Annotated in this window: 28 protein-coding genes, 1 tRNA gene and 1 other RNA gene; 12 read left to right on the forward strand and 18 right to left on the reverse strand. The window is 67.2% G+C overall.

The window, feature by feature from the left end; genetic code table 11:
* The first annotated feature begins 1 nt into the window (after position 1).
* The 4 genes from FHR21_RS07930 to FHR21_RS07945 all read left to right on the forward strand — a co-directional run bounded on the left by FHR21_RS07930 (position 2) and on the right by FHR21_RS07945 (position 1,523).
* Positions 2–457, forward strand: coding sequence for a phage holin family protein (locus tag FHR21_RS07930; protein ID WP_184097021.1), 456 nt, complete (start codon positions 2–4; stop codon positions 455–457).
* Complete coding sequence (locus FHR21_RS07935) at positions 457–855, forward strand: hypothetical protein (RefSeq protein WP_184097023.1); 399 nt, start codon at positions 457–459, stop codon at positions 853–855. Before FHR21_RS07930 ends, FHR21_RS07935 begins: the two co-directional genes overlap by 1 nt.
* Positions 839–1,228 (forward strand): hypothetical protein, encoded by a 390-nt coding sequence (locus FHR21_RS07940; protein WP_184097025.1) that lies wholly within the window; start codon positions 839–841, stop codon positions 1,226–1,228. Before FHR21_RS07935 ends, FHR21_RS07940 begins: the two co-directional genes overlap by 17 nt.
* A gap of 76 nt (positions 1,229–1,304) precedes the next feature.
* Complete coding sequence (locus FHR21_RS07945) at positions 1,305–1,523, forward strand: DUF4170 domain-containing protein (protein ID WP_184097027.1); 219 nt, start codon at positions 1,305–1,307, stop codon at positions 1,521–1,523.
* Positions 1,524–1,527: 4 nt separating this feature from the next.
* Here the strand turns inward: FHR21_RS07945 and FHR21_RS07950 are convergent, their stop codons facing one another.
* The 3 genes from FHR21_RS07950 to FHR21_RS07960 all read right to left on the reverse strand — a co-directional run bounded on the left by FHR21_RS07950 (position 1,528) and on the right by FHR21_RS07960 (position 5,367).
* The gene (locus FHR21_RS07950) at positions 1,528–1,806 is read right to left on the reverse strand and encodes an ETC complex I subunit (protein WP_184097029.1); all 279 of its coding nucleotides are present in this window, start codon (positions 1,804–1,806) and stop codon (positions 1,528–1,530) included.
* A gap of 65 nt (positions 1,807–1,871) precedes the next feature.
* Positions 1,872–4,346 carry an ATP-dependent helicase HrpB gene (gene hrpB, locus FHR21_RS07955; RefSeq protein WP_184097031.1) on the reverse strand — a complete coding sequence of 825 codons (2,475 nt, stop codon included), beginning with the start codon at positions 4,344–4,346 and terminating at the stop codon, positions 1,872–1,874.
* A gap of 7 nt (positions 4,347–4,353) precedes the next feature.
* A complete protein-coding gene (locus FHR21_RS07960; RefSeq protein ID WP_184097033.1) occupies positions 4,354–5,367 on the reverse strand; it encodes a polyprenyl synthetase family protein in 1,014 nt (337 codons plus the stop codon).
* A gap of 109 nt (positions 5,368–5,476) precedes the next feature.
* Between FHR21_RS07960 and FHR21_RS07965 the strand changes: the two genes are divergently transcribed.
* A complete protein-coding gene (locus tag FHR21_RS07965) occupies positions 5,477–5,764 on the forward strand; it encodes a chorismate mutase (protein ID WP_184097035.1) in 288 nt (95 codons plus the stop codon).
* Positions 5,761–6,450: a glutathione S-transferase N-terminal domain-containing protein gene (locus FHR21_RS07970; RefSeq protein ID WP_184097037.1), complete on the forward strand. Its 690-nt coding sequence runs from the start codon at positions 5,761–5,763 to the stop codon at positions 6,448–6,450. The genes FHR21_RS07965 and FHR21_RS07970 overlap by 4 nt, the downstream gene beginning before the upstream one ends.
* Positions 6,451–6,457: 7 nt before the next feature.
* Here the strand turns inward: FHR21_RS07970 and FHR21_RS07975 are convergent, their stop codons facing one another.
* From FHR21_RS07975 to FHR21_RS08030, 12 genes are all read right to left on the reverse strand, one after another.
* Positions 6,458–8,227 (reverse strand): tetratricopeptide repeat protein, encoded by a 1,770-nt coding sequence (locus tag FHR21_RS07975; protein WP_184097039.1) that lies wholly within the window; start codon positions 8,225–8,227, stop codon positions 6,458–6,460.
* 135 nt (positions 8,228–8,362) lie between these two features.
* Positions 8,363–9,667 carry an ATP-binding protein gene (locus tag FHR21_RS07980; RefSeq protein WP_184097176.1) on the reverse strand — a complete coding sequence of 435 codons (1,305 nt, stop codon included), beginning with the start codon at positions 9,665–9,667 and terminating at the stop codon, positions 8,363–8,365.
* Positions 9,668–9,777: 110 nt separating this feature from the next.
* Entirely contained in the window at positions 9,778–10,443 is a 666-nt protein-coding gene (locus tag FHR21_RS07985) for a response regulator transcription factor (protein ID WP_184097041.1), read from the reverse strand.
* 118 nt (positions 10,444–10,561) lie between these two features.
* A complete protein-coding gene (locus FHR21_RS07990; RefSeq protein WP_184097043.1) occupies positions 10,562–10,876 on the reverse strand; it encodes a PepSY domain-containing protein in 315 nt (104 codons plus the stop codon).
* Between the two features lie 74 nt (positions 10,877–10,950).
* Positions 10,951–11,025 (reverse strand) — tRNA-Val (locus tag FHR21_RS07995).
* 163 nt (positions 11,026–11,188) lie between these two features.
* Positions 11,189–11,461, reverse strand: a complete 273-nt coding sequence (locus tag FHR21_RS08000; protein WP_184097045.1) for an HU family DNA-binding protein — start codon at positions 11,459–11,461, stop codon at positions 11,189–11,191.
* A 160-nt stretch (positions 11,462–11,621) separates the two neighbouring features.
* Positions 11,622–14,018, reverse strand: coding sequence for an endopeptidase La (lon, locus tag FHR21_RS08005; protein ID WP_184097047.1), 2,397 nt, complete (start codon positions 14,016–14,018; stop codon positions 11,622–11,624).
* Positions 14,019–14,228: 210 nt separating this feature from the next.
* On the reverse strand, positions 14,229–14,564 hold the full coding sequence (locus tag FHR21_RS08010) for a YbaB/EbfC family nucleoid-associated protein (RefSeq protein WP_184097049.1): 336 nt from the start codon (positions 14,562–14,564) through the stop codon (positions 14,229–14,231).
* Complete coding sequence (locus tag FHR21_RS08015; protein WP_246427129.1) at positions 14,561–16,219, reverse strand: DNA polymerase III subunit gamma/tau; 1,659 nt, start codon at positions 16,217–16,219, stop codon at positions 14,561–14,563. Before FHR21_RS08015 ends, FHR21_RS08010 begins: the two co-directional genes overlap by 4 nt.
* A 202-nt stretch (positions 16,220–16,421) precedes the next feature.
* Positions 16,422–16,519, reverse strand: an RNA gene (ffs, locus tag FHR21_RS08020) — signal recognition particle sRNA small type.
* Positions 16,520–16,805: 286 nt separating this feature from the next.
* Positions 16,806–17,144 (reverse strand): 2Fe-2S iron-sulfur cluster-binding protein, encoded by a 339-nt coding sequence (locus tag FHR21_RS08025; RefSeq protein ID WP_184097053.1) that lies wholly within the window; start codon positions 17,142–17,144, stop codon positions 16,806–16,808.
* Entirely contained in the window at positions 17,141–18,226 is a 1,086-nt protein-coding gene (locus FHR21_RS08030; RefSeq protein ID WP_184097055.1) for a cysteine desulfurase family protein, read from the reverse strand. Before FHR21_RS08030 ends, FHR21_RS08025 begins: the two co-directional genes overlap by 4 nt.
* A gap of 254 nt (positions 18,227–18,480) precedes the next feature.
* Between FHR21_RS08030 and FHR21_RS08035 the strand changes: the two genes are divergently transcribed.
* Entirely contained in the window at positions 18,481–19,137 is a 657-nt protein-coding gene (locus FHR21_RS08035; RefSeq protein WP_184097057.1) for an alpha/beta hydrolase, read from the forward strand.
* Between the two features lie 99 nt (positions 19,138–19,236).
* Here FHR21_RS08035 and FHR21_RS08040 read toward each other — a convergent pair whose 3' ends face one another.
* Entirely contained in the window at positions 19,237–19,401 is a 165-nt protein-coding gene (locus FHR21_RS08040) for a hypothetical protein (RefSeq protein ID WP_184097059.1), read from the reverse strand.
* Between the two features lie 111 nt (positions 19,402–19,512).
* Between FHR21_RS08040 and rpiB the strand changes: the two genes are divergently transcribed.
* The 5 genes from rpiB to FHR21_RS08065 are packed head-to-tail and all read left to right on the forward strand — an operon-like array spanning position 19,513 to position 22,705.
* Positions 19,513–19,977, forward strand: a complete 465-nt coding sequence (gene rpiB, locus FHR21_RS08045) for a ribose 5-phosphate isomerase B (RefSeq protein ID WP_184097061.1) — start codon at positions 19,513–19,515, stop codon at positions 19,975–19,977.
* A complete protein-coding gene (gene glyA, locus FHR21_RS08050) occupies positions 19,974–21,281 on the forward strand; it encodes a serine hydroxymethyltransferase (RefSeq protein ID WP_184097063.1) in 1,308 nt (435 codons plus the stop codon). Before rpiB ends, glyA begins: the two co-directional genes overlap by 4 nt.
* Positions 21,282–21,284: 3 nt before the next feature.
* The gene (locus tag FHR21_RS08055; RefSeq protein ID WP_184097065.1) at positions 21,285–21,497 is read left to right on the forward strand and encodes a hypothetical protein; all 213 of its coding nucleotides are present in this window, start codon (positions 21,285–21,287) and stop codon (positions 21,495–21,497) included.
* Between the two features lie 3 nt (positions 21,498–21,500).
* A complete protein-coding gene (gene nrdR / locus FHR21_RS08060; protein WP_184097067.1) occupies positions 21,501–21,971 on the forward strand; it encodes a transcriptional regulator NrdR in 471 nt (156 codons plus the stop codon).
* Positions 21,968–22,705, forward strand: a complete 738-nt coding sequence (locus tag FHR21_RS08065) for a TrmH family RNA methyltransferase (protein ID WP_184097069.1) — start codon at positions 21,968–21,970, stop codon at positions 22,703–22,705. Before nrdR ends, FHR21_RS08065 begins: the two co-directional genes overlap by 4 nt.
* Before the next feature lie 510 nt (positions 22,706–23,215).
* Here the strand turns inward: FHR21_RS08065 and FHR21_RS08070 are convergent.
* The gene (locus FHR21_RS08070) at positions 23,216–23,356 is read right to left on the reverse strand and encodes a hypothetical protein (protein WP_184097071.1); all 141 of its coding nucleotides are present in this window, start codon (positions 23,354–23,356) and stop codon (positions 23,216–23,218) included.
* 5 nt (positions 23,357–23,361) lie between these two features.
* Positions 23,362–26,193: a CHAT domain-containing tetratricopeptide repeat protein gene (locus tag FHR21_RS08075; RefSeq protein WP_184097073.1), complete on the reverse strand. Its 2,832-nt coding sequence runs from the start codon at positions 26,191–26,193 to the stop codon at positions 23,362–23,364.
* Positions 26,194–26,197: the final 4 nt, after the last annotated feature.

Genomic DNA, 26,197 nt, shown 5'->3' on the forward strand with positions numbered 1-26,197 from the left:
CTTGACCTCTCCCGACCCGACCGCCGCATCCGACCCCGCGCCGCCCGGTTATGACCGGGTGAGCCACGGCTTTGCGCCCGAAGGTCGCGCCGAAGCGCCACCACCGGTGCCGCTCGACGCGATCGTGCGCGATGTCGTCGAAAATGTGTCGGCGGCCGCCAAGGCCGAGATGGCGCTGATCGAGGCGCGCGGATCGCTTGCCTGGCACGCGATCAAATGGACGTCGGCCTGGGGTTTCATCGCCGCCTGCGCGCTGCTCGTCGCGATGCTGGCGGTGGCATTCGGCGCGATCATGGTGCTTGCGCCGCATGTCGGCCCGCTGGCGGCGACGCTGATCGTCTTTGCGGCGCTGATCGCGCTTGCCGCCTTCACCGGCTGGCGCGCGGCGCACCACTGGCGCGACGTGCGCACGGCGCTGCGCCGCGACCTGGTCCACGAAGTGGCGGAGGAGGAATGATGGGTCCGTCGCGTACCCGCCTGATCAACGCCGCGCGCCGTTCGATGCTCCAGCGCAGCCAGCTCAGGCGCAAGCTCGGCGTCGCACGCGACGCCTTTGCTCCGGCGGCGCTCGTCGGCCGCGCGAAATATCGGATCGGCGAAACGGTCGACGACACCGCCCAGGCGATGCGCGACGAATTTCGCCGCAACCGATTGCCGATCGCGCTTGCCGCGGTGGCGGGAACCATCTGGCTGCTGCGCGAACCGATCAAGACGCATGCGCCCCGGTTCGGCCGCAAGCTGCGCGATCTGGCCGACGCCACGCTCGACCGGCTGCGGCCGGACATCCATGACGAGACGGCCGATGCGGCCGATGACGAACCCCTGATGGAGGAAGATGATGAAACCCCTCGGTGAAACCGCCCGCGAAACGCGCGCGAAAGCGAATGAACTTGCGGAAAAAACCGCCGAAAATGCTAAGGCGACCGCAGAAGCCGCGCGTGCGCGCATCCAGGACGGCTACGGCCGTGCCCGCACCGCGACCGGCGAACTCGCCGACCGCACCCGCACCGCGACCAGCGAGCTTGCCGCGAAGGGTCGCGAGCAGGCCGACGCCGCGCGCGAGGCGGCCGGCCAGGCTTATGAAAAGGGCAAGGCGCAGGCGAAGCGCGCCAACAGCAAGCTCAAGACCGTCGCCGAGAAGCAGCCGATGGCGCTGGTCGCCGGCGCGGTCGCGATCGGCGCGCTGCTCGGCTCGCTACTGCCAAAGGCGCGCGGCAACGACGACTGAGCCGCTTGCCGTGGCGATCCGGCGCTGTTAGGGGGCGGCCCATTCCTCCCACGCGCACCGCGCCAAGGACAGCATCATGAGCAAATTGCACCTCGTATTCGGCGGACGCGTCAGCGATCCGCAGCACCTCGATTTCGTCGATCTGAACGCCCTCGACGTCGTCGGCCTGTTTCCCGACTATAAGTCGGCCGAAAAGGCGTGGCGCGCCGCCGCGCAGCGCACCGTCGACGATGCCGAGATGAAATATGTCGTCGTCCACCTGCACAAGCTGTTGCAGCCGGATACGGACGCCTGACCGCTCAGCGGAAATTGTCGGCGTAGGCCTGGATCTTTAGCGTCCGCGCGGGAGTCGGCACGACCTCGGCCTCGATGCCGTTGCGGGCGGCATAGGCGAGCGCTTCGTCACGGCTCGCGAAGCCGAGGCGGAGTTGGCGGCGGGTGTCGCCGCTGCCAGCCCAGCCCATCAGCGGATCGGCCTTGCGCGCTTCCGCGGGCGCGAATTCCAGCATCCAGCGCTGCGTTCCGGCGCGGCCGGACTGCATCGCGTTCTTGGGCTTCTGGAAAATCCGCGCTTTCATCGCTCGTCCTCATAAATGCTGCCGATGCCGCCGCCTTAGCCGCAAGCCGCGGCGGCGGAAAGGGGCTATTGCGCGTCGCGCCGCGCCTGCGCCGCCTTGGTGAGCAGAGTCGGGCGCGCGGCGGCCGGATCGTCGGGCCAGCTATGCTTCGGATAACGGCCGCGCATCGCGCGCGCGACGTCGTGCCAGCTTCCGCCCCAGAAGCCGGCGATGTCGCGCGTCGTCTGGATCGGGCGGTGCGCGGGCGAGGTCAGCGCGAGGACCAGCGGCACCGGCGGTTCGCCGACGCTTGGGTGGCGGGTCAGGCCGAACAGTTCCTGCACCCGCACCGCGACGGTCGGCCCGCCTTCGGCACCATAGTCGATCGGGTGGCGGCTGCCCGCGGGGGTCGCATAGTCGGCGGGCGCGCGCTTTTCGAGCAATTGCAGCGCCGGCCAGTCGAGCAGACCGGTTAGCGCGTCGACCAGCCGGCGGTCAGGAATGTCGCGGAGTCCGCGGCTGTCGGCGAGCAGTGGCGTAAGCCACAGGTCGAGGCTGTCGGCGAGTGCGGCGGGCGTCAGCGTGTCGAGTCCGGCGAAGGACGCGCGCTGGCGCAGCGCTTGCGACGCCGGACCCCAGCCGATCAGCCCGAGCCCTTTGTCGCGCACCGCGGCGAGGCGCACCGCGACATCGTCTTCGCCCCCCTCGCCGCGGCCCGCCTGCCCGCTCGTCAGCGCGATCGCGCCGAGCCGACGTTCGCGGCGATGATCGACGCGGTCGTTCGCCGCGTCATAGCTGCTCGCGGCATGGGCCACGATGCGGTCGGCGAACAGCGCCTCGACCTCGACCGCGTCAATCGCGGCGGCGGCGAGGATGCGCACGCCGGCGGCGTGGCCCTGCGCGTCGGCGATGGCGAGCCATTCGCTGCCCGCGAGCGGATCGACAGGATCGAGGCGATAGGCGCGGCCGCCGACGCTCAGATATTCGCCGCGCTGCCCGGCCCGGGCGCGGGCGACGCGGTCAGGCCAGGCGGTCGCGATCCAGCCACCGGTCGAACGCGCCGGCACACGGTCGCGGTCGGCGGCAAGCCGCTCTCCGACGCCGGCGAGACGGCGTGCGAGCCGCCATGCACCTTCGTTGCGTTCGCCCTTGGCGCCGCGCCAGCGCCCAAGCCGCACCTCGACATCGACGCCGCGTCCGCCGAGCCCCGGCTCGGTCAGCAGCACCGCGAGCCGCGCTGCCAACTCGGCTTCACCCGCCATAGCAGCATCGAGCAGCATATGCGCAAGCGGCACCGGCAACGGCACCGCGGCGAGCGCCTTGCCATGCGCGGTGATGCGGCCATCCTCGCCAAGCGCACCGATGGCGATCAGCCGCGCCCTGGCCTCGGCGATGGCGGCGGGCGACGGCGGGTCGAGCCAGCCCAGTTGGCGCGGATCGACGATACCCCAGCTCGCACAGTCAAGCACGACGGGCATCAGGTCGTTCTCGTGGATCTCTGGCGGATCGAAGGGCGGCATCCCCGCGGTCGCGGGCGCCTCCCACAGGCGATAGGCGACGCCCGGCCCCTGCCGCGCCGCGCGGCCGGCGCGCTGGGTCGCCGACGCCTGGCTCGCGCGTTCGGTGACGAGCCGGGCGATCCCCGCCGCCTTGTCGAAGCGCGGGCGGCGCGACAGGCCGGCGTCGATGACGATCCGCACCCCGTCGATGGTCAGGCTGGTCTCCGCGATGCTGGTCGCGAGGATCAGCTTGCGCCGTCCCTCGGGGTCGCGGGCCAGCGCCCGGCGCTGTACCGCGGGGTCGATCTGCCCGTGGAGCCGATGGACGATCAGCGGCAGCCGCGCCTCCTCGACCGCCGCCGCCGCGCGCTCGATATCAGCGGCGCCCGGCAAAAAGGCGAGCATGTCGCCTTCCCCCTCATCGGCCAGCGCCTGTCGCACCGCGGCGAGCAAGCTCGCCTCGAGCCGGTCCTCGGCGCGGCGGCCGATGTAGCGGACGTCGAGCGGCCAGCTCTGGCCCTCGCTCTTCACCAAGGGCGCATTGCCGAGTAGCGCCCCGAAGCGCGCGCCGTCGAGGGTTGCCGACATCGCGACGAGGCGCAGGTCGTCGCGCAGCCCCTGCTGCGCGTCGATGGCAAGCGCGAGCGCGAAATCGCCGTCGAGGCTGCGTTCGTGGACCTCGTCGAACAGCACCGCCGACACGCCGGCCAGCTCGGGATCGGCGAGGATGCGGTTGCGGAACAGCCCCGGCGTCATGACCAGCAGCCGCGTCGCCTGCGACTGTTTGCTGTCGAGCCGGGTCGCATAGCCGACCGTGTCCCCGACCGCCTCCCTCATTTCCTCGGCGATGCGCTCGGCAGCGGCGCGGGCGGCGAGACGGCGGGGCGAGAGCAGCCATACCGCCCCTTTGCACCACGGCTGGCCGAGGATGGCGGGGGCGACGCGCGTCGTCTTGCCGGCGCCCGGCGGCGCTACGACAACGGCGTTGGGCCGCAGCGTCAGCGACGCGACAATGTCGGGAAGGACCGCGTCGATCGGAAGCGGCGGGCGCTGCGCGGCCATCGCCGCCTCAATAGGCGCGGGCGACCGCGAAGGCGACGGCTTCGGTCAGCGCCGCCTTGGCCTGGCTCGCGCGGAAGCCGCCGATCGCATCGACCGCGCGCTGGCCATAGTGGCGCGCCCGGGCGAGCGTGTCGTCGATCGCGCCGTGGCGGCGCAGCAGATCGGTCGCCTGCGCCAGGTCGGTGTCGGAGATGCGGTGGCCGGCCATCGCCAGCTTCCAGAACTCGCGCTCCTCGGCGCTGCCGCGGGCGTAGGCCAGAATGACCGGCAGCGTGACCTTGCCGTCGCGAAAATCATCGCCGACGCCCTTGCCCATCGTCTCGGCATCGGAGACATAATCGATGGCGTCGTCGACGAGCTGGAAGGCGATGCCGAGGTTGCGGCCATAGGCGTCGAGCGCGGCCTCGGTCGCCTCGTCGCGTTCGGCGACGACCGCGGCGATGCGGCTGGCGGCGGCGAAGAGCTCGGCGGTCTTGGCGTTGATGATCGCCAGATACTGGTCCTCGCTCGTCTCGACGCGGCGCTGCGCCGAAAGCTGGTTGACCTCTCCCTCCGCGATCACCGCCGAGGCGTGGCTGAGGATCTTAAGCACCTTCAGCGATCCGTCCTCGACCATCAGTTCGAACGAGCGGGCGAAGAGGAAGTCGCCGACGAGCACCGAGGCGCTGTTGCCCCAGATGATGTTCGCGGTCTTTCGCCCGCGGCGCAAGTCGGAACCGTCGACGACGTCGTCGTGGAGCAGGGTCGCGGTGTGGATGAACTCGACCGCGGCGGCGAGCTTGCAGTGGCGGCGGCCCGGATAGTCGAGAAGCTGCGCCGCGGCGAGCGTCAGCATCGGCCGCATCCGTTTGCCCCCGCCGGCGATCAGATGGCCGGCGAGTTCGGGGATCAGCGGGATTTCCGACTGCATGCGGTCGAGAATGACCGCATTGACGTCGTTCATGTCGGCGGCGACGAGCGCCATCATCGGGTCGAGCGAGGCCGGGCGATCCCCGTGAAGCTGATGGATTTCGGCAGTCATGACGAGCGCTGCCTTGGCCGCGCTGCCCTATTTTTGCAACGACTTTCGGCTTGCCAGTGCCCCCATCGCGGTGCCAAGCGTGCCGCGAACAAGAGGAGCCGCCCGCACGATGGACGACCAGTTGAGCCGTTACCGCCAGAGCATCGACAATATCGACGCCGCGCTCGTCTATATGCTCGCCGAGCGCTTCAAGGTGACGAAGGCGGTCGGCGAGTTGAAAGCGCGGATCGACCTGCCCCCCGCCGACCCCGGCCGCGAGGCGCGGCAGATCGAGCGGCTGCGTCGCCTGGCGCGCGAGGCCGACCTCGACCCCGAGTTCAGCGAGAAATTCCTGCGCTTCATCATCGACGAGGTGATCCGCCACCACGAGCAGGTCAAACGGGAGAAGGACGCATGACCCATCCGATCTTCGCGCGCTGGCCGGCGCAGCACCCCGAACGGCTCCAGCTTTTTTCCGCGCCGACGCCCAATGGGGTGAAGGTCGGCATCATGCTGGAGGAAACGGGCCTTTCCTATGAGCCCCACCGCATCGACATCATGGCGAACGAAAGCCACGATCCGGCCTTTCTGTCGCTCAATCCCAACGGCAAGATTCCGGCGATCTACGACCCCGACGGGCCGGGCGGCAAGCCGCTGGCGCTGTTCGAATCGGGGGCGATCCTGATCTATCTCGCAGACAAGACGGGGCAGTTCCTGTCCGCCGAACCGAACGCGCGGTACGAGACAATCCAGTGGCTGATGTGGCAGATGGGCGGTGTCGGACCGATGTTCGGTCAGCTCGGCTTCTTCAACAAATTCGCCGGCAAGGATTATGAGGACAAGCGGCCGCGCGACCGCTACGCGGCCGAATCGGCGCGGCTGCTGGGCGTGCTCGACGAACGACTGGCGGACCGCGAGTGGGTAATGGACGAAGGCTACAGCATCGCCGACATCGCGCTGCTCGGCTGGGTGCGCAACCTGATCGGCTTCTATGAAGCGCGCGAGATCGTCGGGTTTGACCGCTTCGCGCATGTCGCGCGCTGGCTCGACCACGGTCTGGCACGGCCGGCGGTGCAGCGCGGGCTGGAAGTGACGGCGGCCTGACGCGAGACTATAGCCGGTCCATCCGGAGCCAGCGGACGTCGCCCAGCCAGGCCTTCGACAAGGCCCTGTCCGCCGCTGCGGCTTCCAGCTTGTGTCCCTGCATCGCTTCGCTGCGGCCAAGGCCGTAAAGGACCCAGCCATTGTTTGGCGTCTGCGCCAGCGCGCCGCGAAACGCTTCGCTGGCATCGGCATAACGCCCTGCCTGGAACAGCGCCGCACCCAGCGCCTGTCGAACTGGGTAATACCAATAGGCTGGCTCCTGATAGGGTATCTGTCGCTCGATCTCGAGCGCCTGTCGATAGAAGCCGATCGCATCGTCGTAGCGGCGCTCAGCGGAGGCGAAGCGGCCCCGCGCGACCAGTTCGGCGAGCATAGCCAGATCGGCGGCCGGTACGCCCTGATCGATCATCCCCTTCATGGCGTCCGACATCCTCAGGCGCGCCAGCGCCGCCAGTTCGCGGTCAAATCCGGCTCGATCGCGGAGGCGGGCATAGGCGATGCTGCGGGCATAATGGCGCATCGCGGTCGGATAGGCGAGACGCGTGTCGGGCGCCGTCATCGCCAATATCTCCTTCGGTTCGGCAAATTGCGCCATCGCCAGATAGGGCGCCGCGTCGATCGACTGAATCCATGCGATTCGCTCCGATGTCGCAGGGTCGAGCACCTTGCCGAGCCGTCGCGCTTCGCGGATCGCCGTTCCCATATCACCCGCCATCTGCGCCGACGTTACGATGAAGTGGATATTGTGCGGATAATAGCCATAGCGGACGATGCCGTGATCGCCGGCACTGCGGATGAAGGCTTCATCGGCGCGTGCCGCCGCGACGTTCACACGGATCGAATCGGCGTGACGCCCGCGCCGTTGATAAATATGCCCCGGCATGTGGACCAGATGCGCCGCGCTCGGCGCGCGCGGGTTCGCCAGCCGATCCGCGGCGGCTTCCGCGCGTTGCGGATCGCTCGCTTCCATCAGGTGAATATAAAGATGGTTCGCCTGGACATGCGCAGGGTTGCGACCCAGCACGGTTTCGATCAGCCGCACCGCTTCGCTGCTGCGGCCTACCGGCGCTCTCGTGTCCGCCTCCCAATAATTCCATGGGCTGGTGTCCATCGCAGCCTCGGCAGCGAGCACCGCGACATCGTCGTCAGCCGGGAAACGGCGCGCAACGTCGAGCATCGCGTCGGCATAAGCCGCATCGAGCATCGCCCGATCCGCCCCCGGATCGCGCGAATAGCGGTGCGCGACCGCTTCGATGAGCGCCCGTTCCAGGAGAGATACCCCGTCGCGCAGCGCCATCGCCCGGTCCATCGCATCGAGCGCCGCCACCTGATCGCGATCGTCCATCGGCGCATTGATGTTCGGGCCGAGGGCAAGCGCTTCGCCCCACCAGCACATCGCACATTTCGGATCGAGCCGCTGCGCCTCGCGGAAAGACCGCACCGCCCCCGCATGGTTGAAGCCATAGGTCAAGAGCAACCCCTGGCTGAAATAGCGCCGCGCCTGCGTATCGCGGGTTGAAAGGGGAAACGGCGACGTGGTGAGATCGGCGAAAAGCGGAATAGGCCCCGCTTCACTTGCTGGCGCGGCAAAGGCCGAAGCGATCAGAAGTTCGCGAGCCAAGGTCGACCCTGCCTGTTCCGCCCCACAGAACAGGGTGGCCAGGTGACTGGGATCAAGAGCATCGAGAGTGGAGGCCGGAAACGCCGGTAACGGCGTATGGCTTGCAAGCGAAAAACCGACCCCGAAGATCGCAACAAATTTGAAAGCCCCGTGCATCGCAATCCCCCTTCCCCCAAAGGTGAACCAGAAACGGCGGCAGGAAGCTATCATGGGGGATCGCTTATCCAAAGCGCGATAATCGGACGGGATGACCAGAACGTAAGCGCAGGACATTCTCCACCCTAGGAACGTCTACCCCGCCGGCAGCCTCAATCGCACCAGCACGCCTCCGAGATCTTCGCTTTCCTCCAGCGCGACGCTGCCGCCATAGATTTCGGCGACGTCGCGGACGATGGCAAGGCCGAGGCCGGTGCCGGGCTTGTTGCTGTCGAGGCGGACGCCGCGGTCGAAGATGCGGTCGCGGTCTGCGGGGGAGATGCCGACGCCGTCGTCCTCGATCTGGATCTCGGCGGTCGTCCCGTCGCGCGCGATGGTGACGAACACGCTGCCGCCGCCATATTTGGCCGCGTTTTCGAGCAGGTTTCCGACCAATTCGTCGAGGTCCTGCCGCTCGACGCGCGCGACGAGCGTCTTGTCGCCTGTCGCATCGAGACGCACGTCGGGATAGAGGGCGGCGACCGCGCGCGAGACGCTTTCGACGCTGTCCCAGACATTGGCGCGCGCCTGCGCGGCGCCGCGGCGGCCGATGGCGCGGGCGCGGGCGAGATGGTGCTCGACCTGGCGTTGCATCGTCGCCGCCTCGCGCCGCACCGTCTCCGCCAGCGGGTCGTCGGAGCCGGTGGCGCTGTTCACCAGCACGGTCAGCGGCGTCTTGAGCGCATGGGCGAGGTTGCCGGCGTGCAGCCGCGCTTCCTCTGCCTGTTTCTCGTTATGCGCGAGCAGCGCGTTGAGTTCGTCGACCATCGGCTGCACCTCGAGCGGCAGCGGCGCGGTGACGCGGTTGTTCTGCCCGCCGCGCATCGCCGCGATGGCGCGGCGGATGTGACGCAGCGGCCAGAGGCCGTAGACGGTCTGGAGCGCGGCGAGCACGATTAGGCCGAGGCCGAGCAGGAAGAGACTGGGGATCAGGGTCGCGCGCACCGCGCGCACCTGTTCGTCGAGCGATTCGCGCGACGCCGCGATCTGGAAGCGCCATTTGGTCTTGCTGCCCGGCAGCATCACGTCGCGTTCCAGCACCCGCAATTCCTCGTCGGGGAACTGGCGGCTGTCGTAGACGTGGACCTCGCGGTCGTCGTGCCGGTCGGTGATGTCGAGCCGCCGTTCCCACAGCGAGCGCGATGGATAGGGTTCCTGCCCCTCCCCGCTGATCTGCCAGTAAAGGCCGCTATAGGGTTCGAGGAAACGCTGGTCGCCGAGCGGCTGGAGCAGGCGCACCTCTCCATCCGGCCCGATCTCTGACGAACGGATCATCGCGATCAGCACATATTCGAGACCGCCGTCGAAATTGCGCGTGATCGCGCCGGTCAGCACCCGGTCGAGCGCGAAGCCGCCGCCGACGAGCAGCAGCGAGATCCAGATCGCGGCGATCGCGATCATGCGCCGCACCAGCGAGCCGGTCATGCGCGTCGACAGCAGCGCCGGCTTCGCGGTCGTCCGATCGCCGCCGGCGTCTGTCTGATCCGCAGCGTCGGACACCGCCGGCGCGCTCAATCCTGCGGATCGTCGAGCTGGTAGCCGAGACCGCGGATGGTGGTGATGATGTCGGCGCCCAGCTTCTTGCGGATGCGGGTGACGAACACCTCGATCGTGTTCGAATCGCGGTCGAAGTCCTGATCGTAGATATGCTCGATCAGCTCAGTGCGCGACACGACCTTGCCCTTGTGGTGGAGAAGGTAGGAGAGAAGCTTATATTCCTGCGCGGTCAGCTTCACCGGCTGGCCGTCGAGCGTTACGCGGCCCGAGCGCGTGTCGAGACGGACCTTGCCCGCGATCAACTCGCTCGATGCATTGCCCGAGGCGCGGCGGATCAGCGCGCGCAGGCGGGCGATCAGTTCCTCGGTCTGGAACGGCTTGGCGAGATAGTCGTCGGCGCCGGCGTCGAGCCCCGCCACCTTGTCCGACCAGCTATCGCGCGCAGTGAGGACGAGCACGGGGAAATTGCGCTTTTCCCTGCGCCAGCGGTCGAGCACGGTCAGCCCGTCGATCTCCGGCAGCCCGAGGTCGAGGATCGCGGCGTCATAATCCTCGGTCGAGCCGAGGAAATGGCCGTCCTCGCCATCGGTGGCGAGATCGACGGCATAGCCGTTGCCTTCGAGCGTGGCCTTGAGCTGGGGCCCCAGCGTCGGTTCGTCTTCGACAATCAAAATCCGCATTCAGGCGCCTTTCAAGCACGGTCCGGCGGGCGCGCCGGGCCATATGTTCGTCTCTATCAAGTCGGAACGATCATCGCAAAATGTCGTTGCGTGGGAAGCCCGGCGCGAAAGGCCGGGATCAGGGCTTGCGGCCGACGATGCGGCCGGTCCGCGCGTCTACATAGACGACGACCACCTGGTTGCCGTCCATGAATTTCAGCGCATAGACCATCCGCTCCGCGATGAAGCGGGGACCGCCGAGATAGGTCATGTCTCTATAGGGAGGATGCGAGCGGACCTCGGCGATCAGCCGACCCAGCGGGATCACCTTTCCCTGTGCCGCCGCCTCGCGCAGATTTTCCTGGTCGCGGTCTCGATCGCCGCGCGCGAGCGCCGGGGTGCCAGCCGTGAGTAGCAGGGCGGAAGCGAGCGAAAGGGTCAGCGTGCGGATCATGGCCCCGGTCCTAATGCAAAGGCATTGAATAGGCGATGAATGATGCGTTCGGCGAGGGCTCGGCTTTGGGGCCATGGTGGGCGCGGCAAGGATTGAACTTGCGACCCCACCCGTGTGAAGGGTGTGCTCTACCACTGAGCTACGCGCCCGTTCCGAACGATGTCGCCGCGGCGGACGTTCGAAAGCCGGACGTCCATAGCCGCTGCGGCGCCGATTGCAACGGCGTTTTGTACATCGGCTTTCGCCCGATGCAAAACGGGCCGCGGTGGAAGCCGCGGCCCGGATGCTTTTCGCCAGAAAGGCGCCTGACGATTAGTTGCAGGCGTCCTTCAGGGCTTTGCCGGCCTTGAACTTCGGCTGATTCGACGCCGCGATGGTCATCGTTTCGCCGGTGCGCGGGTTGCGGCCGGTCGACGCCTTGCGCTTGCTGACCGAGAACGTCCCGAAACCGACGAGACGGACTTCGCCGCCCTTCTTCAGCGACGAGGTGATCGCGTCGAAAACGGCTTCGACCGCCTTGCTCGCGTCGCCCTTGGTGAGGCCGCTCGAGTCAGCGACGGTGGCGATCAGGTCTTGTTTGTTCATGCCTAAGGAACCCCTGTATGTGGTTGATAAAGTGATTCATGGCCGGGCCATGGCGCGCCACTAACGCCGTTTCGACCCGCAATGTCAAAGCAAAAAACGGCGAAAACCGCCCCGAATCGCGGTTTTTGCGACGAAAAGACGCAAGAACCGCGATCGGAAGTCAGTGGCGGATCGCCGACTCATGGTCCGCACCCGGGCCGTGCGGCGGCGAGGCCGCAAGTTCGTCGGCCTCGGTCCACTCGATCGGCTCGACCGGGGCGACCAGCGCCTCGGCGAGCACCTGGTCGACGTGGCTGACCGGAATGATCTTGAGCTGACCGGTGATGTTCGCCGGAATCTCGACCAGATCCTTTTCATTTTCCTCTGGAATCAGCACCGTCGTGATGCCGCCGCGCAGCGCCGCGAGCAGCTTTTCCTTGAGGCCGCCGATCGCAAGCACGCGGCCGCGCAGCGTGACCTCGCCGGTCATCGCGACATCCTTGCGCACCGCGATGCCGGTGAGCGTCGAGACCATCGCGGTGACCATCCCGACTCCGGCCGAGGGGCCGTCCTTCGGCACCGCGCCCTCGGGCAGGTGGATATGGATGTCCTTGCGCGCGAACAGGCTGGGCTTGATGCCATAGGCCGGCGCGCGCGCCTTCACGAAGGACAGCGCGGCCTGCACCGACTCGGTCATCACTTCGCCGAGCTTGCCGGTGGTGCGGACCTGCCCCTTGCCCGCAGCGGTGACCGCCTCGATGGTCAACAACTCGCCGCCGACCTCGGTCCATGCGAGACCGGTGACGGCGCCGACCTGATCCTCGCGGTCGCCGATGCCGTGACGATATTTGCGGACGCCCGAAAATTCGTCCAGATTCTCCGGCGTGATGCGGACGCTTTCCGCTTTGCCTTCCAGAATCTTGCGCAGCGCCTTGCGCGCGAGACGCGCGATCTCGCGCTCGAGGGTGCGGACGCCCGCCTCGCGCGTGTAATAGCGGATCAGATCGCGCAGTCCTTCGTCGGTCAGTTCGAACTCGCCCGGCTTCAGCCCATGCGCCTCGACCTGCTTCGCGATCAGATGGAGCTTGGCGATCTCGACCTTCTCGTCCTCGGTATAGCCTTCGAGCCGGATAATCTCCATGCGGTCGAGCAGGGGTTGCGGCAGGTTCAGCGAGTTGGCCGTCGTCACGAACATCACGTCGGAGAGGTCGACGTCGATCTCCAGATAATGGTCGTTGAACTTGCTGTTCTGTTCGGGATCGAGCACTTCGAGCAGCGCCGAGGCGGGATCGCCGCGAAAATCCTGACCGAGCTTGTCGATCTCGTCGAGCAGGAAGAGCGGGTTCATCGTCCCTGCCTTTTTCAGGTTGGTGACGATCTTGCCCGGCAGCGAGCCGATATAGGTACGGCGGTGGCCGCGAATCTCGGCCTCGTCGCGCACGCCGCCCAGCGACTGGCGCACGAATTCGCGTCCCGTCGCCTTGGCGATCGAACGACCAAGAGAAGTCTTGCCGACGCCCGGAGGGCCGACGAGGCACAGGATCGGCCCCTTCAGCTTGTTAGTGCGCGCCTGGACCGCGAGATATTCGACGATGCGGTCCTTGACCTTTTCGAGCGCATAATGGTCGTCGTCGAGCACCGCCTGCGCGGTCGCGATATCCTTCTTGAGCTTCGATTTCTTGCCCCAGGGCAGGCCGAGCAGTGCGTCGAGATAGTTGCGCACCACCGTCGCCTCGGCCGACATCGGCGCCATCGAGCGCAGCTTCTTGAGCTCCGCCTCGGCCTTGGCGCGGGCTTCCTTGGACAGTTTGAGCTTGTCGATCTTCGCTTGCAGCTCGGCGATGTCGTCGCCGCCCTCGCCATTATCGTTGCCGAGCTCGCGCTGGATCGCCTTCAACTGTTCGTTCAGATAATATTCGCGCTGGCTCTTCTCCATCTGCCGCTTCACGCGGCCGCGGATCTTCTTTTCGACCTGGAGCACGCCGAGTTCGCCCTCCATGAAGGCGAAGACCATCTCCAGCCGCTTCGCGGGAGCATCCTCGACGAGCAGTGCCTGCTTGTCTGCGACCTTGATGTTGAGATTGCCGGCAACCGAATCGGCGAGGCGCGAGGCGTCGTCGATCTGCGAGAGCTGGACCGCGGTTTCGGCCGGCATCTTCTTGTTGAGCTTCGCATAGGACTCGAACTGGTCGACGACCGAGCGCATCAGCGCCGCGGTGTCGACGCTGTCGTCGAGCGTGTCGGCGATCGGCGCGACACGGGCGATCACCGCCTTGTCCTCGCTTTCGAGGCCGAGCAGCTTCGCGCGTTCCTTGCCCTCGACAAGCACGCGCACGGTGCCGTCGGGCAGCTTCAGAAGCTGAAGCACGGTGGCGATCACGCCGACGTCGTAGAGGTCGTCGCGCTGCGGATCATCCTCGCCGGGGTCGAGCTGGGCGACGAGGAAGATTTCCTTGTCGGCTTCCATCGCCGCTTCGAGCGCGGCCACCGAGCGGTCACGGCCGACGAACAGCGGCACGATCATGTGCGGGAAAACGACGATGTCGCGCAGCGGCAACAGGGGATAATTATGCGTCATCGGGGCTCCTGGGCGCGCGTCCGACCGGAGGCGCCGCCCTGTCTATAGGGTCGTTATCGCTAATATGGCGTAACTTACGCGCTGTTCAATGACGGCGGGGTGAACGGAGAGGAAGGGCATCGCCCCCGCGAAGGCAAGGGTCGCCATCGCCCTCCTCGGCGATCTGGAGCAGGCCGCCAGCGACCCCGGCTTTCGCCGGGGCGACGAACGTCAAAACGGCAGCTTGAAGCCCGGCGGCAGCGGCAGGCCGCTGGTCATCTTGCCCATTTCCTCGTTGCTGACGCGGTCGGCCTTGTCGCGCGCGTCGTTGAAGGCGGCGGCAAGCAGGTCCTCGAGCATCTGCTTTTCGGCCGGGACCATCAGGCTGTCGTCAATGGCGATCGCCTTGATGCGCCCTTTCGCCGAGGCGCGAATCTTCACGAGGCCGCCGCCCGAGACGCCCTCGACCTCGACCGCGTCGAGTTTCGCCTGCGCCTCCTCCATCTGGGCTTGCACGGTAGCGGCAGCTTCTTGTGCCGCCTTCATCATGTCTTCGATCGATTTCATGGGTGCGTCCTATGGCGATTGTCGCCGGGCCGTTCAAGCTCGGCATCGGGAAAAGCGGCCAGAGCGGCCTTCACGACCGGCAGTTCGCGGATTCGCGCGTCGTCGTCCGCCGCGCGGGCATCGCGGATGTCCTTGAGGCTCGGCCGCGCCTCGCCCTCGCCGGCGCGGGCCTGCCAGCGGGAGCCGGTCGCGGCGAACAGCGCCTCGGACAGCCCGCGCGCGAAGCCTTCGCCCAGCGCCGGCGACGGCGCAAAGACCAACACCCCCGGTTCGAGCGTCACGACCTTGACATCGTCATAGACCTGCCGCGCAAGCTGATGATGTCCGGCGCTTTCGAGGAGCTGGTGAATCTGTGCGACGGTGAGCGCGGTGGCGGCGGACGCTTCCGGCGCGGCGGACGCCTGCTCCGCTCCGTCCGGAGGGGCGGCGGGCGCGGGAGCGAGCGGCACCGCCGCAACCCCGCCCGACTCGAGCAACTTCGCCAGTTCGCCGGGATCGGGAAGCGACGCGGCATAGATCACGCGCAGCAGTAGCATTTCGAGATGTTCGAGCGGATTGTTCGCGCGCAACACCTCATCATGCCCCTTGAGCAACAACTGCCAGAGGCGGTTGAGCGGCGCAAAGCCCAGCTTCTGCGCCCAGTCGCCGATCCGCTCGCGGTCGGCCTCGGCCAGCGCGGGATCGTCGTGGCGCGAAACCTTGGCGAGGGTGATCGCATGGGTCAGGTCCATCAGCCCGCGCACCATCGCGACCGGCTCGATCCCCAGCGCATATTGGGCGCGCGCGAGGTCGATCGCGCCGCCGCTGTCGCCTTCGAGGATCGCCGCCATCAATTGCGCGATCGCCGACCGGTCGGACAGGCCGAGCATCGCGCGCACCTGGTCGGCTCCGATCCTGCCGCCGCCATCCAGATCGGCGTGGGCGATCGCCTGGTCGAGAATCGACAGACCGTCGCGCACCGAGCCCTCGGCTGCCGCCGCGATCAGCCAGATCGCCGGCGCCTCGGCCTCGACGCCTTCCTTTTGCAGGATGGCGCTGAAATGCGCGAACAGCATGTCGGGAGTGATACGGCGGAGGTCGAAGCGCTGGCAGCGCGACAGCACCGTCACCGGTACCTTGTTCACCTCCGTCGTCGCGAACAGGAACTTGACGTGAGGGGGCGGCTCTTCGAGCGTTTTCAGAAGCGCATTGAAGGCGTTGCGCGACAACATGTGCACTTCGTCGATGATGTATATCTTGTAGCGCGCCGACACCGCGGCGTAGCGCACCGCCTCGATGATCTCGCGCACGTCGTCAACACCGGTGTTCGATGCGGCGTCCATCTCGATCACGTCGATATGGCGCCCCTCGGTGATCGCGCGGCACGGCTCGCACACGCCGCACGGGTCGATCGTCGGCCCGCCCTGCCCGTCGGGGCCGATGCAGTTCAGCGCCTTGGCGATCAGCCGCGCGGTCGAGGTCTTGCCGACCCCGCGCACCCCGGTCATCAGGAAGGCGTGCGCCAACCGGTCGCGCGCGATCGCGTTGCCGAGCGTCTTCACCATCGCATCCTGCCCGATCAGCTCGGCAAAGGTCTGTGGGCGATATTTGCGGGCGAGGACGCGGTAAGGACCGGCGGATGCCGCTACCGCCGGCGCGGCCTCCGGCAGGTCCATTCCCAGCATCGGGGTATCGTCGTCGACGTCGGAATCGCTCATGAGTTTCGTCTTAGGGGCGGTGGAAGCGCTTGTCGAAGGGGAATGCGGCGGTCGAGGCCCACACATCGTCACCCCGGACTTGATCCGGGTCCCGCTCAGCGGCGGTGACAATCGGGACCCCGGATCAAGTCCGGGGTGACGATGCGACAAAAGCTGGTTTGGAGGTGGGAGCCGGAACGACCCGCAGCGAATTCGTTGCGGCTGCTTCCTTCCGGACCTGACCGGGTTGGCGAAGACTGCGTCCGCCCGACTCCCGCCGCGCATATGGCGGGGGCGGCGGGGAAATGCAAGTGATCGAGGTGCAAACCGTTTCGGCCATCCAGCCTTCGCTCGTTGCTCCATTTTGTTTCGCACAAAGATACGAAGCCACAAAGTTGGGGTTTATCTAAAGCCGTTCGCGCTGAGCTTGTCGAAGCACCGTTCTTCTTGCCGCGCCGTAGGAAAGAACAGCCGTTCGGCATGCTCAGGGCAAACGGCCTTTGAATCATTCTTTGTGGCTTCGAATCTGTGTGCGAACGATTTGAACCGCGGCTCGGTCGAGCGTTTACCGCGGCCCCTGCATGTTGCGGCTCTCCGCCGGGATATGCACCGTCAGCCCGTCCAGGTCCTCAGTCAGCACGATCTGGCACGACAGGCGGCTGGTGCGGCGCGCGCCGGCGGCGAGGTCGAGCATGTCCTCTTCCTCTTCGCTGGCGGGCGGTAGGCGGTCGAAATCATCGCGCGCGACGATGACATGGCAGGTCGAACAGGCCATCTGGCCTTCGCAGGTGCCTTCGAGCGGCATCAGATGCGCCTGCGCGACGTCGAGCAGGACGTCGCCGGGGTTTGCCTGCGCCTCGGTGCGTCCCTTGCCGTCGGCGTGAACGAAGGTGACGCGCATCAATTGACCCCCTGCAGCCTTGTCGCGTTCTTGATCGCGGTCAGCCCGTCGCGCAACTCCGTTTCGCTCGTATAGCGCCCCCAGCCAAGGCGGATCGAAGCGCGCGCGTCGGCCTCGCTGACGCCCATCGCGCGGAGTACATGGCTGACCTTGCCCGATCCGCTGCCGCAGGCGCTACCGAGCGAGAAGGCGACATCGCGGGCGTCGGACATCAGGCGCAGCGCGTTCACGCCCTCGCGCCGGACGTTGAGATTGCCGTGGTAGCGCGGGTTCGCCGCGCCGTTGAGATTCCATTCGGGCAGCATGTCCCTCGCCAGCGACCACAGTCGCTCGACATGCGCGGCGTCGGCGTCGAAGCGCTCGGCGGCAAGCGCCGCGGCGGCACCGAACCCCGCGCACAGAGCCGGGGAGACGGTACCGGAACGCATCCCCTGTTCCTGCGCGCCGCCGAGCATCAGCGGCTCGAGGTTGACGCCGTCGCGCACCCATAGCGCGCCGATCCCTTTCGGTCCGTGGATCTTGTGCGCCGACAGCGCGATCAGGTCGGGGCCGTCGGGGATGGCGACGCGGCCATAGCCCTGCACCGCGTCGCAGAGCAGCAGGCTGTTTTTCGCATGGGCCGCGGCGGCGAAATCGGCGACGGGCTGGATCGTCCCGACCTCGTTGTTGACCAGCATTGCCCCCACGATGCCGCCCTCGGGGATCAGCGCCGCGTCGGGCGGCAGCGCGAGACCGTCGCCATCGACCGGAAGGATCGCGGCGTTCAGCCGTTCGAGGCATTGCAGCGACGCCGCATGTTCGATGCTGAGCCCCGCGACCCCGCCCGGCTTCGCTTCGGCGCCGCGAAACAGCGCCCAGTTAAGCGCCTCGGTCGCGCCCGAAGTAAAGAAGACCCGCCCCCCCCTCGGGAGCAGCGCCGCGACCTGGTCGCGGGCGACCTCGACCGCGGCGGCGGCGGCGCGGCCGGCCTTGTGGGTGCTCGACGGGTTGGCGAAGCCGTCCCCCGGTCCCGCCAGCCAGCGCAGCATCGCCTCGCGCGCTTCGGGGGCGAGCGGCGTGGTGGCCTGATAGTCGAGGTAGATCATTCCGCCAGCCTTTGCTCTTTCATCTCTCCATCCTCGTCACCCCGGACTTGATCCGGGGTCCCGCTCAGCGACCTGGGAAAGCGGGACCCCGGATCAAGTCCGGGGTGACGGGTGAAGGGCAACAATCCACTTATTGCGAGTCATTTGCAAAAGTTGCAACTTGCCACCCATTTTCTATATAGGCGCCGCTTCCGCTCCGTCACCCCGTCTCCCAGCGAATCGGTGGCAAGTTCCAGACCCATGAAGGTGCGCCCATGCCCGACGTCATTTTCCCCGGCCCCGAGGGCCGCATAGAAGGCCGTTTCTCTCCCCCGCCGCGTCCGCGCGCGCCGGTTGCGCTGATCCTGCACCCGCACCCGCAGGGCGGCGGCACGATGAACGACCGCATCACCCAGGCGATGTACAAGAGCTTCGTCGCGCGCGGCTTCGCGACATTGCGCTTCAACTTCCGCGGCGTCGGGCGCAGCCAGGGGACGTTCGACAACGGCATCGGCGAGCTGAGCGACGCCGCGTCGGCGCTCGACTGGGTGCAGTCGATCCATCCCGAGGCGCAGACGACCTGGGTCGCGGGCTTCAGCTTCGGCGCGTGGATCGGCATGCAGCTTCTGATGCGGCGGCCCGAGATCCGCGGCTTCCTGTCGGTCGCGCCGCCGGCGAACATGTATGATTTCAGCTTCCTCGCGCCCTGCCCCTCGTCGGGGATCATCGTCGCGGGCGGCTCCGATGAGATCGTGCCGCCGAGCGCGATCCAGAAGCTCGTCGATAAGCTGCGCACGCAGAAGGGCATCACCATCCATCACGACGAGATTCCACGCGCGAACCATTTCTTCGAGCATGAGCTCGACCAGTTGATGAAGTCGCTCGACAATTATCTGGACATGCGGCTGGCACCGGATTCGCCGATCCGCTGAGGAAAGACCATCGCCCCCGCGAAGGCGGGGGCCGCTGTCGGCCCTATCCGGCAGCGATGCGTAAACCTCCGGCGGCCCCCGCCTTCGCGGGGGCGACGGTCACTTCGTCGGCACCAGCCAGATCACCACATTGGCGAACATCACCAGCGCCGCGACGAACATCAGCAGCGCGCGGCGGCGATCGCCGGTGCGAAAGATGTAGACAGCGCCGCCGGTCAGGGCGACCGCGGCGAGCATGAGCAGGGACATGATCGTGTCGGACATGCGGCGGCTGTATCGCCCGCGTCACAAATTTGCCACCTCGCTTATGGTCAATTCAGGCGACTTCGCCTAAAGCGCGCGCATCGATTCCTTCTTCGCCGCAGGAGACGCGCCATGCGCATCGCCATCGCCTCCGATCATGCCGCCTATGAACTGAAGGTGCTGCTCGCCGACTGGCTGCGCGGCGAGGGGCACGAGGTCGCCGACCTCGGCACCGACGGCCCGGACAGCGTCGATTATCCCGATTACGGATACCGCCTGGCCGAAGCGATCGCGAGCGGCAGCGCCGAACGCGGCGTCGCGCTGTGCGGATCGGGGATCGGCATTTCGATCTCGGTCAATCGCAACCCCGCGTGCCGCTGCGCGCTCGTGTCCGAGCCGCTGTCGGCGAAGCTGGCGCGCGAACATAATGACGCCAACGTCGTCGCGATGGGCGCGCGGCTGACCGGCATCGACATGGCCAAGGCGTGCATCACCGCCTTCCTCGCCACCGATTTCGCCGGCGACCGCCACGTGCGCCGCGTCGAAAAGCTTTCCAAGCCCCCGTTCAATTTGGCCCAACTGGAGACCAGCCGATGACCACAGACACGCTCGACAAGCCCATCAAATCGGCCGGCTATTTCACCGACAGCGTCGGCACCGTCGACCCCGCGGTCGCGGCGGCGATGAAGCATGAACTCGAACGCGAGCAATATCAGATCGAGCTGATCGCGAGCGAGAATATCGTCTCGAAAGCGGTCCTCGAAGCGCAGGGATCGGTCTTCACCAACAAATATGCCGAGGGTTATCCGGGTCGCCGCTATTATCAGGGTTGCGCGCCGTCTGACGAGGTGGAGCAACTCGCCATCGACCGCGCCAAGGCCTTGTTCGACTGCGGTTTCGCCAACGTCCAGCCGCATTCGGGCGCGCAGGCGAACGGCGCGGTGATGCTGGCGCTGACCAAGCCTGGCGCGACCATCCTCGGCATGAGCCTCGACGCCGGCGGCCACCTGACCCACGGCGCGGCGCCGGCGATGTCGGGCAAATGGTTCAATGCGGTGCAGTACGGCGTGCGCGCCGACGATCATCTGGTCGATTTCGACCAGGTCGAGGCGCTGGCGAAAGAGCATCGCCCCGCCCTCATCATCGCGGGCGGGTCGGCCTATCCGCGCACGCTCGACTTCGCGCGCTTCCGTGCGATCGCCGACGACGTCGGCGCGCTGCTGATGGTCGACATGGCGCATTTCGCCGGGCTGGTCGCGGGCGGCGCGCATCCCTCGCCGCTGCCGCACGCGCATGTCGTGACCACGACGACGCACAAGACGCTGCGCGGCCCGCGCGGCGGCATGGTGCTGACCAATGACGAGGCGATCGCCAAGCGCATCAACTCGGCCGTCTTCCCCGGCCTGCAGGGCGGCCCGCTGATGCACGTCATCGCCGCGAAGGCGGTCGCCTTCGGCGAGGCGCTGCGTCCTGAGTTCAAGACCTATGCGAAGGCGACGATCGCTAACGCGCAGGCACTCGCGAACCGGCTGAAGGCGCGCGGCGCCGATGTCGTCGCGGGCGGCACCGATACCCACCTCGCGCTCATCGACCTGCGTCCGCTCGGCGTCACCGGCCGCGACGCCGACGAGGCGCTCGAACGCAGCGCGATCACCTGCAACAAGAATGGCATTCCCTTCGACCCGCTGCCGCCGATCAAGACCAGCGGCATCCGCGTCGGCTCGCCCGCCGGCACCACCCGCGGCTTCGGCATCGCCGAATTCGAGGAGATCGGCGATATGGTCGCCGACGTTCTGGAAGCGCTGCGCGACAAGGGCGAGCATGGCGACGCCGACGTCGAGGCCGATGTGCGCCGCCGCGTCCGCGCGCTGTGCGAGCGCTTCCCCATCTATGGAGGCTGACCGATGGCAAAGCCCGGAATCGAAACATTGCTTGGCGATACGGTCGAGGAAATCAAGGCGATGGGCAAGGAAGGGATGGACCATCCCTCGACGAAACCCGTGCTGATCGGCGGCGGCATCGGAGCCGTCGCCGGCGCGGTGCTGCCTGTCGTGAGCTGGCCCATCGGCCTGCTCGCGGGCGCCGCGATCGCGCTTTACGGCCGGGTTCGTCGCTGATCCATGCGCTGTCCCTATTGCGGCCATGAAGACAGCCAGGTGAAGGACAGCCGTCCCACCGAGGACGGCGCGGCGATCCGGCGGCGGCGGCAATGCGAGGATTGCGGGGCGCGCTTCACCACCTTCGAGCGCATCCAGCTTCGCGAAGTCGGCGTGCTCAAGGCCGGCGGCGGGCGCGAACCTTTCGACCGCGAGAAACTGATGCGCAGTGTCCAGATCGCCTGCCGCAAACGTCCGATCGATGGCGCGCGCATCGAACGGCTCGTCTCGGGCATCCAGCGCCAGCTCGAAACCTCGGGCGAAAACGAGGTCAAGGCATCACAGATCGGCGCGATGGTGATGGAGGCGCTGAAGGGCTTCGACAATGTCGCCTATATCCGTTTTGCCAGCGTCTATCGCGACTTCACCGAGGCCAAGGATTTCGAGGAATTCGCCGCGACGATCAGCGAAGCGGCGCACCAGAACGGCTCGTGAGCAAGGCCCCTCCCCCCGTCATCGTCCTCGTCCGACCGCAACTCGGCGAGAATATCGGCAAGGCCGCGCGCGCGATGCTCAATTTCGGACTGACCGAGCTGCGCCTCGTCGCCCCGCGCGACGGCTGGCCGAATCCCGATGCGGGGCCCGCGGCGTCGGGTGCCGATGTGGTGCTCGCCGATGCCGTGGTGTTCGACAGCCTCGCCGAGGCGGTCGCCGATTGCGGGCATATCTATGCGACCACGGTGCGCAAGCGCGGTGTGACCAAGCCGGTGCTGACGCCAGAGGGGGCTGCGCGGGACGTTCATGCGCGGGCGGTGCGATCGGCCTATGTCTTCGGCCCCGAGCGATCGGGCCTTGAAAGCGACGATGTCGCGCTCGCGCACGAAATCGTCACGGTGCCGATCAACCCCCAATTCGGCTCGCTGAACCTCGCGCAGGCGGTGATCCTGCTCGCCTATGAATGGTCGAAGGGCGAAGCGCTCGCCAGCCCGCCCGATGTTCCGCTCGATCCGCCCGCGCCGCACAAGGAACTAGAGGATCTGATCGACCATCTGGTCCGCGACCTCGATGCGGCGGGCTATTTCTTTCCGCCCGAACGCACGACAACAACGCTGCGCACCCTGCGCACCGCGCTGACCAAAACCGGCTGGTCGCACAACGATATCCGGATGATGCACGGCATCATTGCGACGCTGGGAAAGGCTCGCAAGTCGGCACGGGGCGAGGATTAGCGGTTGTCAGGAAACCATCGGTCGGAACCGGTGGAAGACGTGGAGGGTAGCGGGAGCCGTATCATCACTCTAAGATCATGTTAATAGAGGAAATTATTTCCCTCGTGACAGCTCGTACCCGCACTAATACCCTCATTCGTCAAAGATAAAAAATGGGAATCGAAATGGGGGATAAAACGGGAAACCAATAGGCTGTCCCGCTGCGATCGATCATAATTCCGCCCTGTGATGATCGAAGGGGAGAAGCAGTTCTCTAACTCTTCTCGAAGAGGCGCTTGAGGCTGGCAATTCTGATGAAGGCGATCGACCGACCTTTACCGTTTCAAACACTCCGGCCTCTATGAGTTCATAGAACGTCGATCGACCAATGCCGGTGAGGTTCCCGGCGCGGCTATGCGGCGCATAGACGGAAGGAACCGACAGCAATCTGATACATTGCCGCACCGTGCTGGCTGCTGTCACAGTCTCGTTGGTACGCGACCTGCCGATGGTCGAACGCGCGGGAATGCCCTATTTTTTCGAACGCTTGCCGCCGTCGCCGACGCGGATCGTAAATTCGCCTAGCGATGGCGCCGGCGCAACAAGATCGCGCTGCCCCCTGGCGCCGACCGCATAAGCCCTGACCATCACAAAATAGCGGCCTTTGTCCACGAAACCTAACGTGAAAACAGCTCGAACGGCGCCCATAGCGCCGGGTGGTCGGCTTTCGCCTCTCCATCCGTCCCACGCCGGACCGACAGGATCGCGCTGCGCAGCGCGGCCGCCGGGTCATCGCCGCGGCCCAGCCCCTTGACCGTACCGACCGACAGCCGCCGGGCAATGTCATCGCGCACCGGCCAGTGGCTGGCCATTACGCGCTCCGCCCCGGCGAGGAAAAAGCCCTGCGCCAGCCCCGACAATTGCGGGCGGTCGGCATCGGCCCCGCCCGCGCTGTTGCAAGCGGACAGGATGACGAGCCCTGCCGGGAGGTCGAGCGCACCGATCTCGCTGGGTTTGAGTAGCCCGTCGTCGCCATCGGCCGGCGTCAGCAACAGCGCCGGTTCGTCGAGACCATCGAGTTCGCCCGACAACAGCCCGTGGGTGGCGAAAGCCAGCACCGCGCCGCTGGGGATCGGCGTCGCGCGAAGCCGCCCCTCGGTCGCGTCGGCGCCGATCAGCAGCTGCGATCCGTCAGCGCCGATCGCCGCCGCCAACGCGGCCAGTTCGCGCTCCGCGCCGGGCAGGGCCGGAAGCGCGTCGATCGCGCGCGCGGTTCCGACCGAACGCATCGCCATCAGCGCGCCCACCTTGCCGCCTTCGACGCCGCCCAGCCCGACAAGCGCGCGGCTCACCGCGCCTTTCCCCATCGCCATGTCGCCCGGCCGCGGAGCGCGGACGAGCCGGCGAATCGCGACGCGGTCGATCAGATAATCATCCCGCCGCACATCGGGCACAAGGAGGCCGAACGGCAGCGCACCGAGCGTGCCGTTGGCGACAACCGACAGGCGCCGCGCAGGGCGAAGTATCGCCGCCGTTTCGGCGGGAACGAGGAGCGTATAGAGGTCTGCCGCTGTCCTGCGATCGAAGCGGTCGATAGCGCCATCATCGATCGCCGCGCGAAGCCGCCCGACCAGCGCATTCACAGGGGCATCGGCAGCGAGCAGATATTGCTTCGTCCGCCCGCCTGACGCCACGGTAACAAGCCACGGTCCGCCGAGGTCGGTAATCACCAGCGCGGCTTCGTCGGCGGCGGACGCCGCCGTCGTCAGGTCGCTCAATGTCGACGGCGTGAAGACTAGCCGTGCGCGCTCGGCAGGCGCAAGCGCGGCGTCGAGCGCCGCGATCGCCTGACGGTTGGCATCGAGTTCGGCGGTGACGGCGGCAAGGTCGAAGGCCGGATCGGGGCGTGCGAGATTGGCGTCGATGCGCGCTTCGAGTCCCTGCCGCGCCGCGAGCAGTTGGCGGCGCTCGGCCACTTTCGTCCCCAAGTCGCTGTCGGTTGCCGCTGCGCGTTCGCTTTCAGCCATGGCGAGCGTATCGTCGAGACCCGTCCGCGCCGCCCATTGCTGCGTTTCGAATGCTTCTTCGGCCGCGCCGCGGCGTGCAAAAATCTCCGCCAGCCAGCCATAGGCGGGCCGCTGCCGTTCGGCCTGCGCCGATCCGCGCGCCAGATTGGCGTTGAGCGTCAGCGCGGCGAACAGCCCGCGCGCGGCGGCAACAAGTTCGGCCGCCGGGCGGCTGTCCCCGCGATCTTGCGCGCGCAGCAACAACGCTCGCGCAAGAAGCAGGTCGGGATGGCTGGGGGGCATGCGCGTCTCGCGCAGCGCCACCGACTGGGCGGCCGCCTGTTCGGCGGCCGCCCAGTCGCCGTTGGCCAGCGCCGCCTTCGCCAGATTGTCGCGTGCATTGGCGCGGTCGCGATGCCCCTCGGGCAGGCGCGCGTCGCGGATCGCCAGCAGATCGCGCGCCAGCACCTCCGCCTCCGCGCCACGCCCCGCGCCGAGCAGCGCGACCAGCCGCGTATCGCGCGCGGCGAGCGCGCGGTCGCTTTCGGCGCCAAGCTGCGCGTCGATGATCGGTGTCGCGGCATCGAGGAAAGCGATGGCGCCTTCATATTGGCCGGCGCGTGTCATCGCCTGCGCATATTGCACCCGCATCGCGGCGCTGTTCTGGTTCGGTCCGCCCGTCGCCTGCTCGGTCAGTTCGAAGGCACGGCGGATCATCGGCATCGCATCGTTCGGACGGTTCAGGCGATAGAAGATCGCGCCCAGATTGGCATAGAGGTTCGCCATCATCGGATGGTCGGCGCCCAGCGCGCCGCCGACGCGGGCGAGCGATCCTTGCGCTGTCTCGATCGCCTCCTCTGTCCGCCCCGACGTATAGAGATAGACGATGCGGTTGGCGCTCCACACGGCGACGGCGGGCGGGACGGGATCGATGGCGAGGCCCATCTCGATCGCCTGCGCATTGCGATCGAGCGCGTCGTCGAGCCGGCCATGCTCCAGATAGGAGGCGGCCAAGTTCGACAGGATCACCGCATGGTCGAACTTCGGGGACTGCGGATCGGCCGCATAATCGGCGACGAGCCGCTCGTTGATCGCCAGCGCTGCGGCGTGATCGGCCTTGAAATTGAGGATATAGGCGCGCGCGCCAAGCGCGTTGCGCCACGCCTGACGATAGCCCACCTGTTCTTCGAGCTTCGGCAGCACACGGTCGACGATAGCCAGCGCGGGGTCCATCTCCCCCGACGAGGCGAGCGATAGCGCGACGTAGATTTCACGAGCCGCGACCTCCGGATGACCGGCGGGATAGAGGCGACGCGCTTCGGCCAGCGTTTCGTCGGCCAGCGCACGATAGGCGGCTTGATCGGCCTCAGGTTCGGCCTTCTCGATCTGGGCGATCAGCGCGTCGAGCCGGGTGCGATCGACCGCCGAGGGTTGCGCCGCCACCGGCGCCGCCAGCAGCCCCATCCCGACCGCGAGCAGCAGTCCGATCCTTGTCCCGCTCATCCGT

Origin of the sequence: Sphingopyxis panaciterrulae, from assembly GCF_014199295.1 — a bacterium.
Lineage (GTDB): Bacteria > Pseudomonadota > Alphaproteobacteria > Sphingomonadales > Sphingomonadaceae > Sphingopyxis > Sphingopyxis panaciterrulae.

Bases quoted from the DNA above. Each gene is read 5' to 3' on its own strand.
- FHR21_RS08075 (WP_184097073.1), bottom strand. From the start codon at position 26,193: ATGAGCGGGACAAGGATCGGACTGCTGCTCGCGGTCGGGATGGGGCTG.
- FHR21_RS08035 (WP_184097057.1), top strand. From the start codon at position 18,481: ATGCCCGACGTCATTTTCCCCGGCCCCGAGGGCCGCATAGAAGGCCGT.
- FHR21_RS08040 (WP_184097059.1), bottom strand. From the start codon at position 19,401: ATGTCCGACACGATCATGTCCCTGCTCATGCTCGCCGCGGTCGCCCTG.
- FHR21_RS08015 (WP_246427129.1), bottom strand. From the start codon at position 16,219: ATGGACCTGCCGGAGGCCGCGCCGGCGGTAGCGGCATCCGCCGGTCCT.
- FHR21_RS08055 (WP_184097065.1), top strand. From the start codon at position 21,285: ATGGCAAAGCCCGGAATCGAAACATTGCTTGGCGATACGGTCGAGGAA.
- FHR21_RS07960 (WP_184097033.1), bottom strand. From the start codon at position 5,367: ATGACTGCCGAAATCCATCAGCTTCACGGGGATCGCCCGGCCTCGCTC.
- nrdR (WP_184097067.1), top strand. From the start codon at position 21,501: ATGCGCTGTCCCTATTGCGGCCATGAAGACAGCCAGGTGAAGGACAGC.
- glyA (WP_184097063.1), top strand. From the start codon at position 19,974: ATGACCACAGACACGCTCGACAAGCCCATCAAATCGGCCGGCTATTTC.
- FHR21_RS08030 (WP_184097055.1), bottom strand. From the start codon at position 18,226: ATGATCTACCTCGACTATCAGGCCACCACGCCGCTCGCCCCCGAAGCG.
- FHR21_RS07970 (WP_184097037.1), top strand. From the start codon at position 5,761: ATGACCCATCCGATCTTCGCGCGCTGGCCGGCGCAGCACCCCGAACGG.
- FHR21_RS08010 (WP_184097049.1), bottom strand. From the start codon at position 14,564: ATGAAATCGATCGAAGACATGATGAAGGCGGCACAAGAAGCTGCCGCT.
- FHR21_RS07985 (WP_184097041.1), bottom strand. From the start codon at position 10,443: ATGCGGATTTTGATTGTCGAAGACGAACCGACGCTGGGGCCCCAGCTC.
- FHR21_RS07990 (WP_184097043.1), bottom strand. From the start codon at position 10,876: ATGATCCGCACGCTGACCCTTTCGCTCGCTTCCGCCCTGCTACTCACG.
- FHR21_RS07950 (WP_184097029.1), bottom strand. From the start codon at position 1,806: ATGAAAGCGCGGATTTTCCAGAAGCCCAAGAACGCGATGCAGTCCGGC.
- lon (WP_184097047.1), bottom strand. From the start codon at position 14,018: ATGACGCATAATTATCCCCTGTTGCCGCTGCGCGACATCGTCGTTTTC.
- FHR21_RS07940 (WP_184097025.1), top strand. From the start codon at position 839: ATGAAACCCCTCGGTGAAACCGCCCGCGAAACGCGCGCGAAAGCGAAT.
- FHR21_RS07980 (WP_184097176.1), bottom strand. From the start codon at position 9,667: ATGATCGCGATCGCCGCGATCTGGATCTCGCTGCTGCTCGTCGGCGGC.
- FHR21_RS08000 (WP_184097045.1), bottom strand. From the start codon at position 11,461: ATGAACAAACAAGACCTGATCGCCACCGTCGCTGACTCGAGCGGCCTC.
- FHR21_RS07935 (WP_184097023.1), top strand. From the start codon at position 457: ATGGGTCCGTCGCGTACCCGCCTGATCAACGCCGCGCGCCGTTCGATG.
- FHR21_RS07965 (WP_184097035.1), top strand. From the start codon at position 5,477: ATGGACGACCAGTTGAGCCGTTACCGCCAGAGCATCGACAATATCGAC.
- hrpB (WP_184097031.1), bottom strand. From the start codon at position 4,346: ATGGCCGCGCAGCGCCCGCCGCTTCCGATCGACGCGGTCCTTCCCGAC.
- rpiB (WP_184097061.1), top strand. From the start codon at position 19,513: ATGCGCATCGCCATCGCCTCCGATCATGCCGCCTATGAACTGAAGGTG.
- FHR21_RS07945 (WP_184097027.1), top strand. From the start codon at position 1,305: ATGAGCAAATTGCACCTCGTATTCGGCGGACGCGTCAGCGATCCGCAG.
- FHR21_RS07975 (WP_184097039.1), bottom strand. From the start codon at position 8,227: ATGCACGGGGCTTTCAAATTTGTTGCGATCTTCGGGGTCGGTTTTTCG.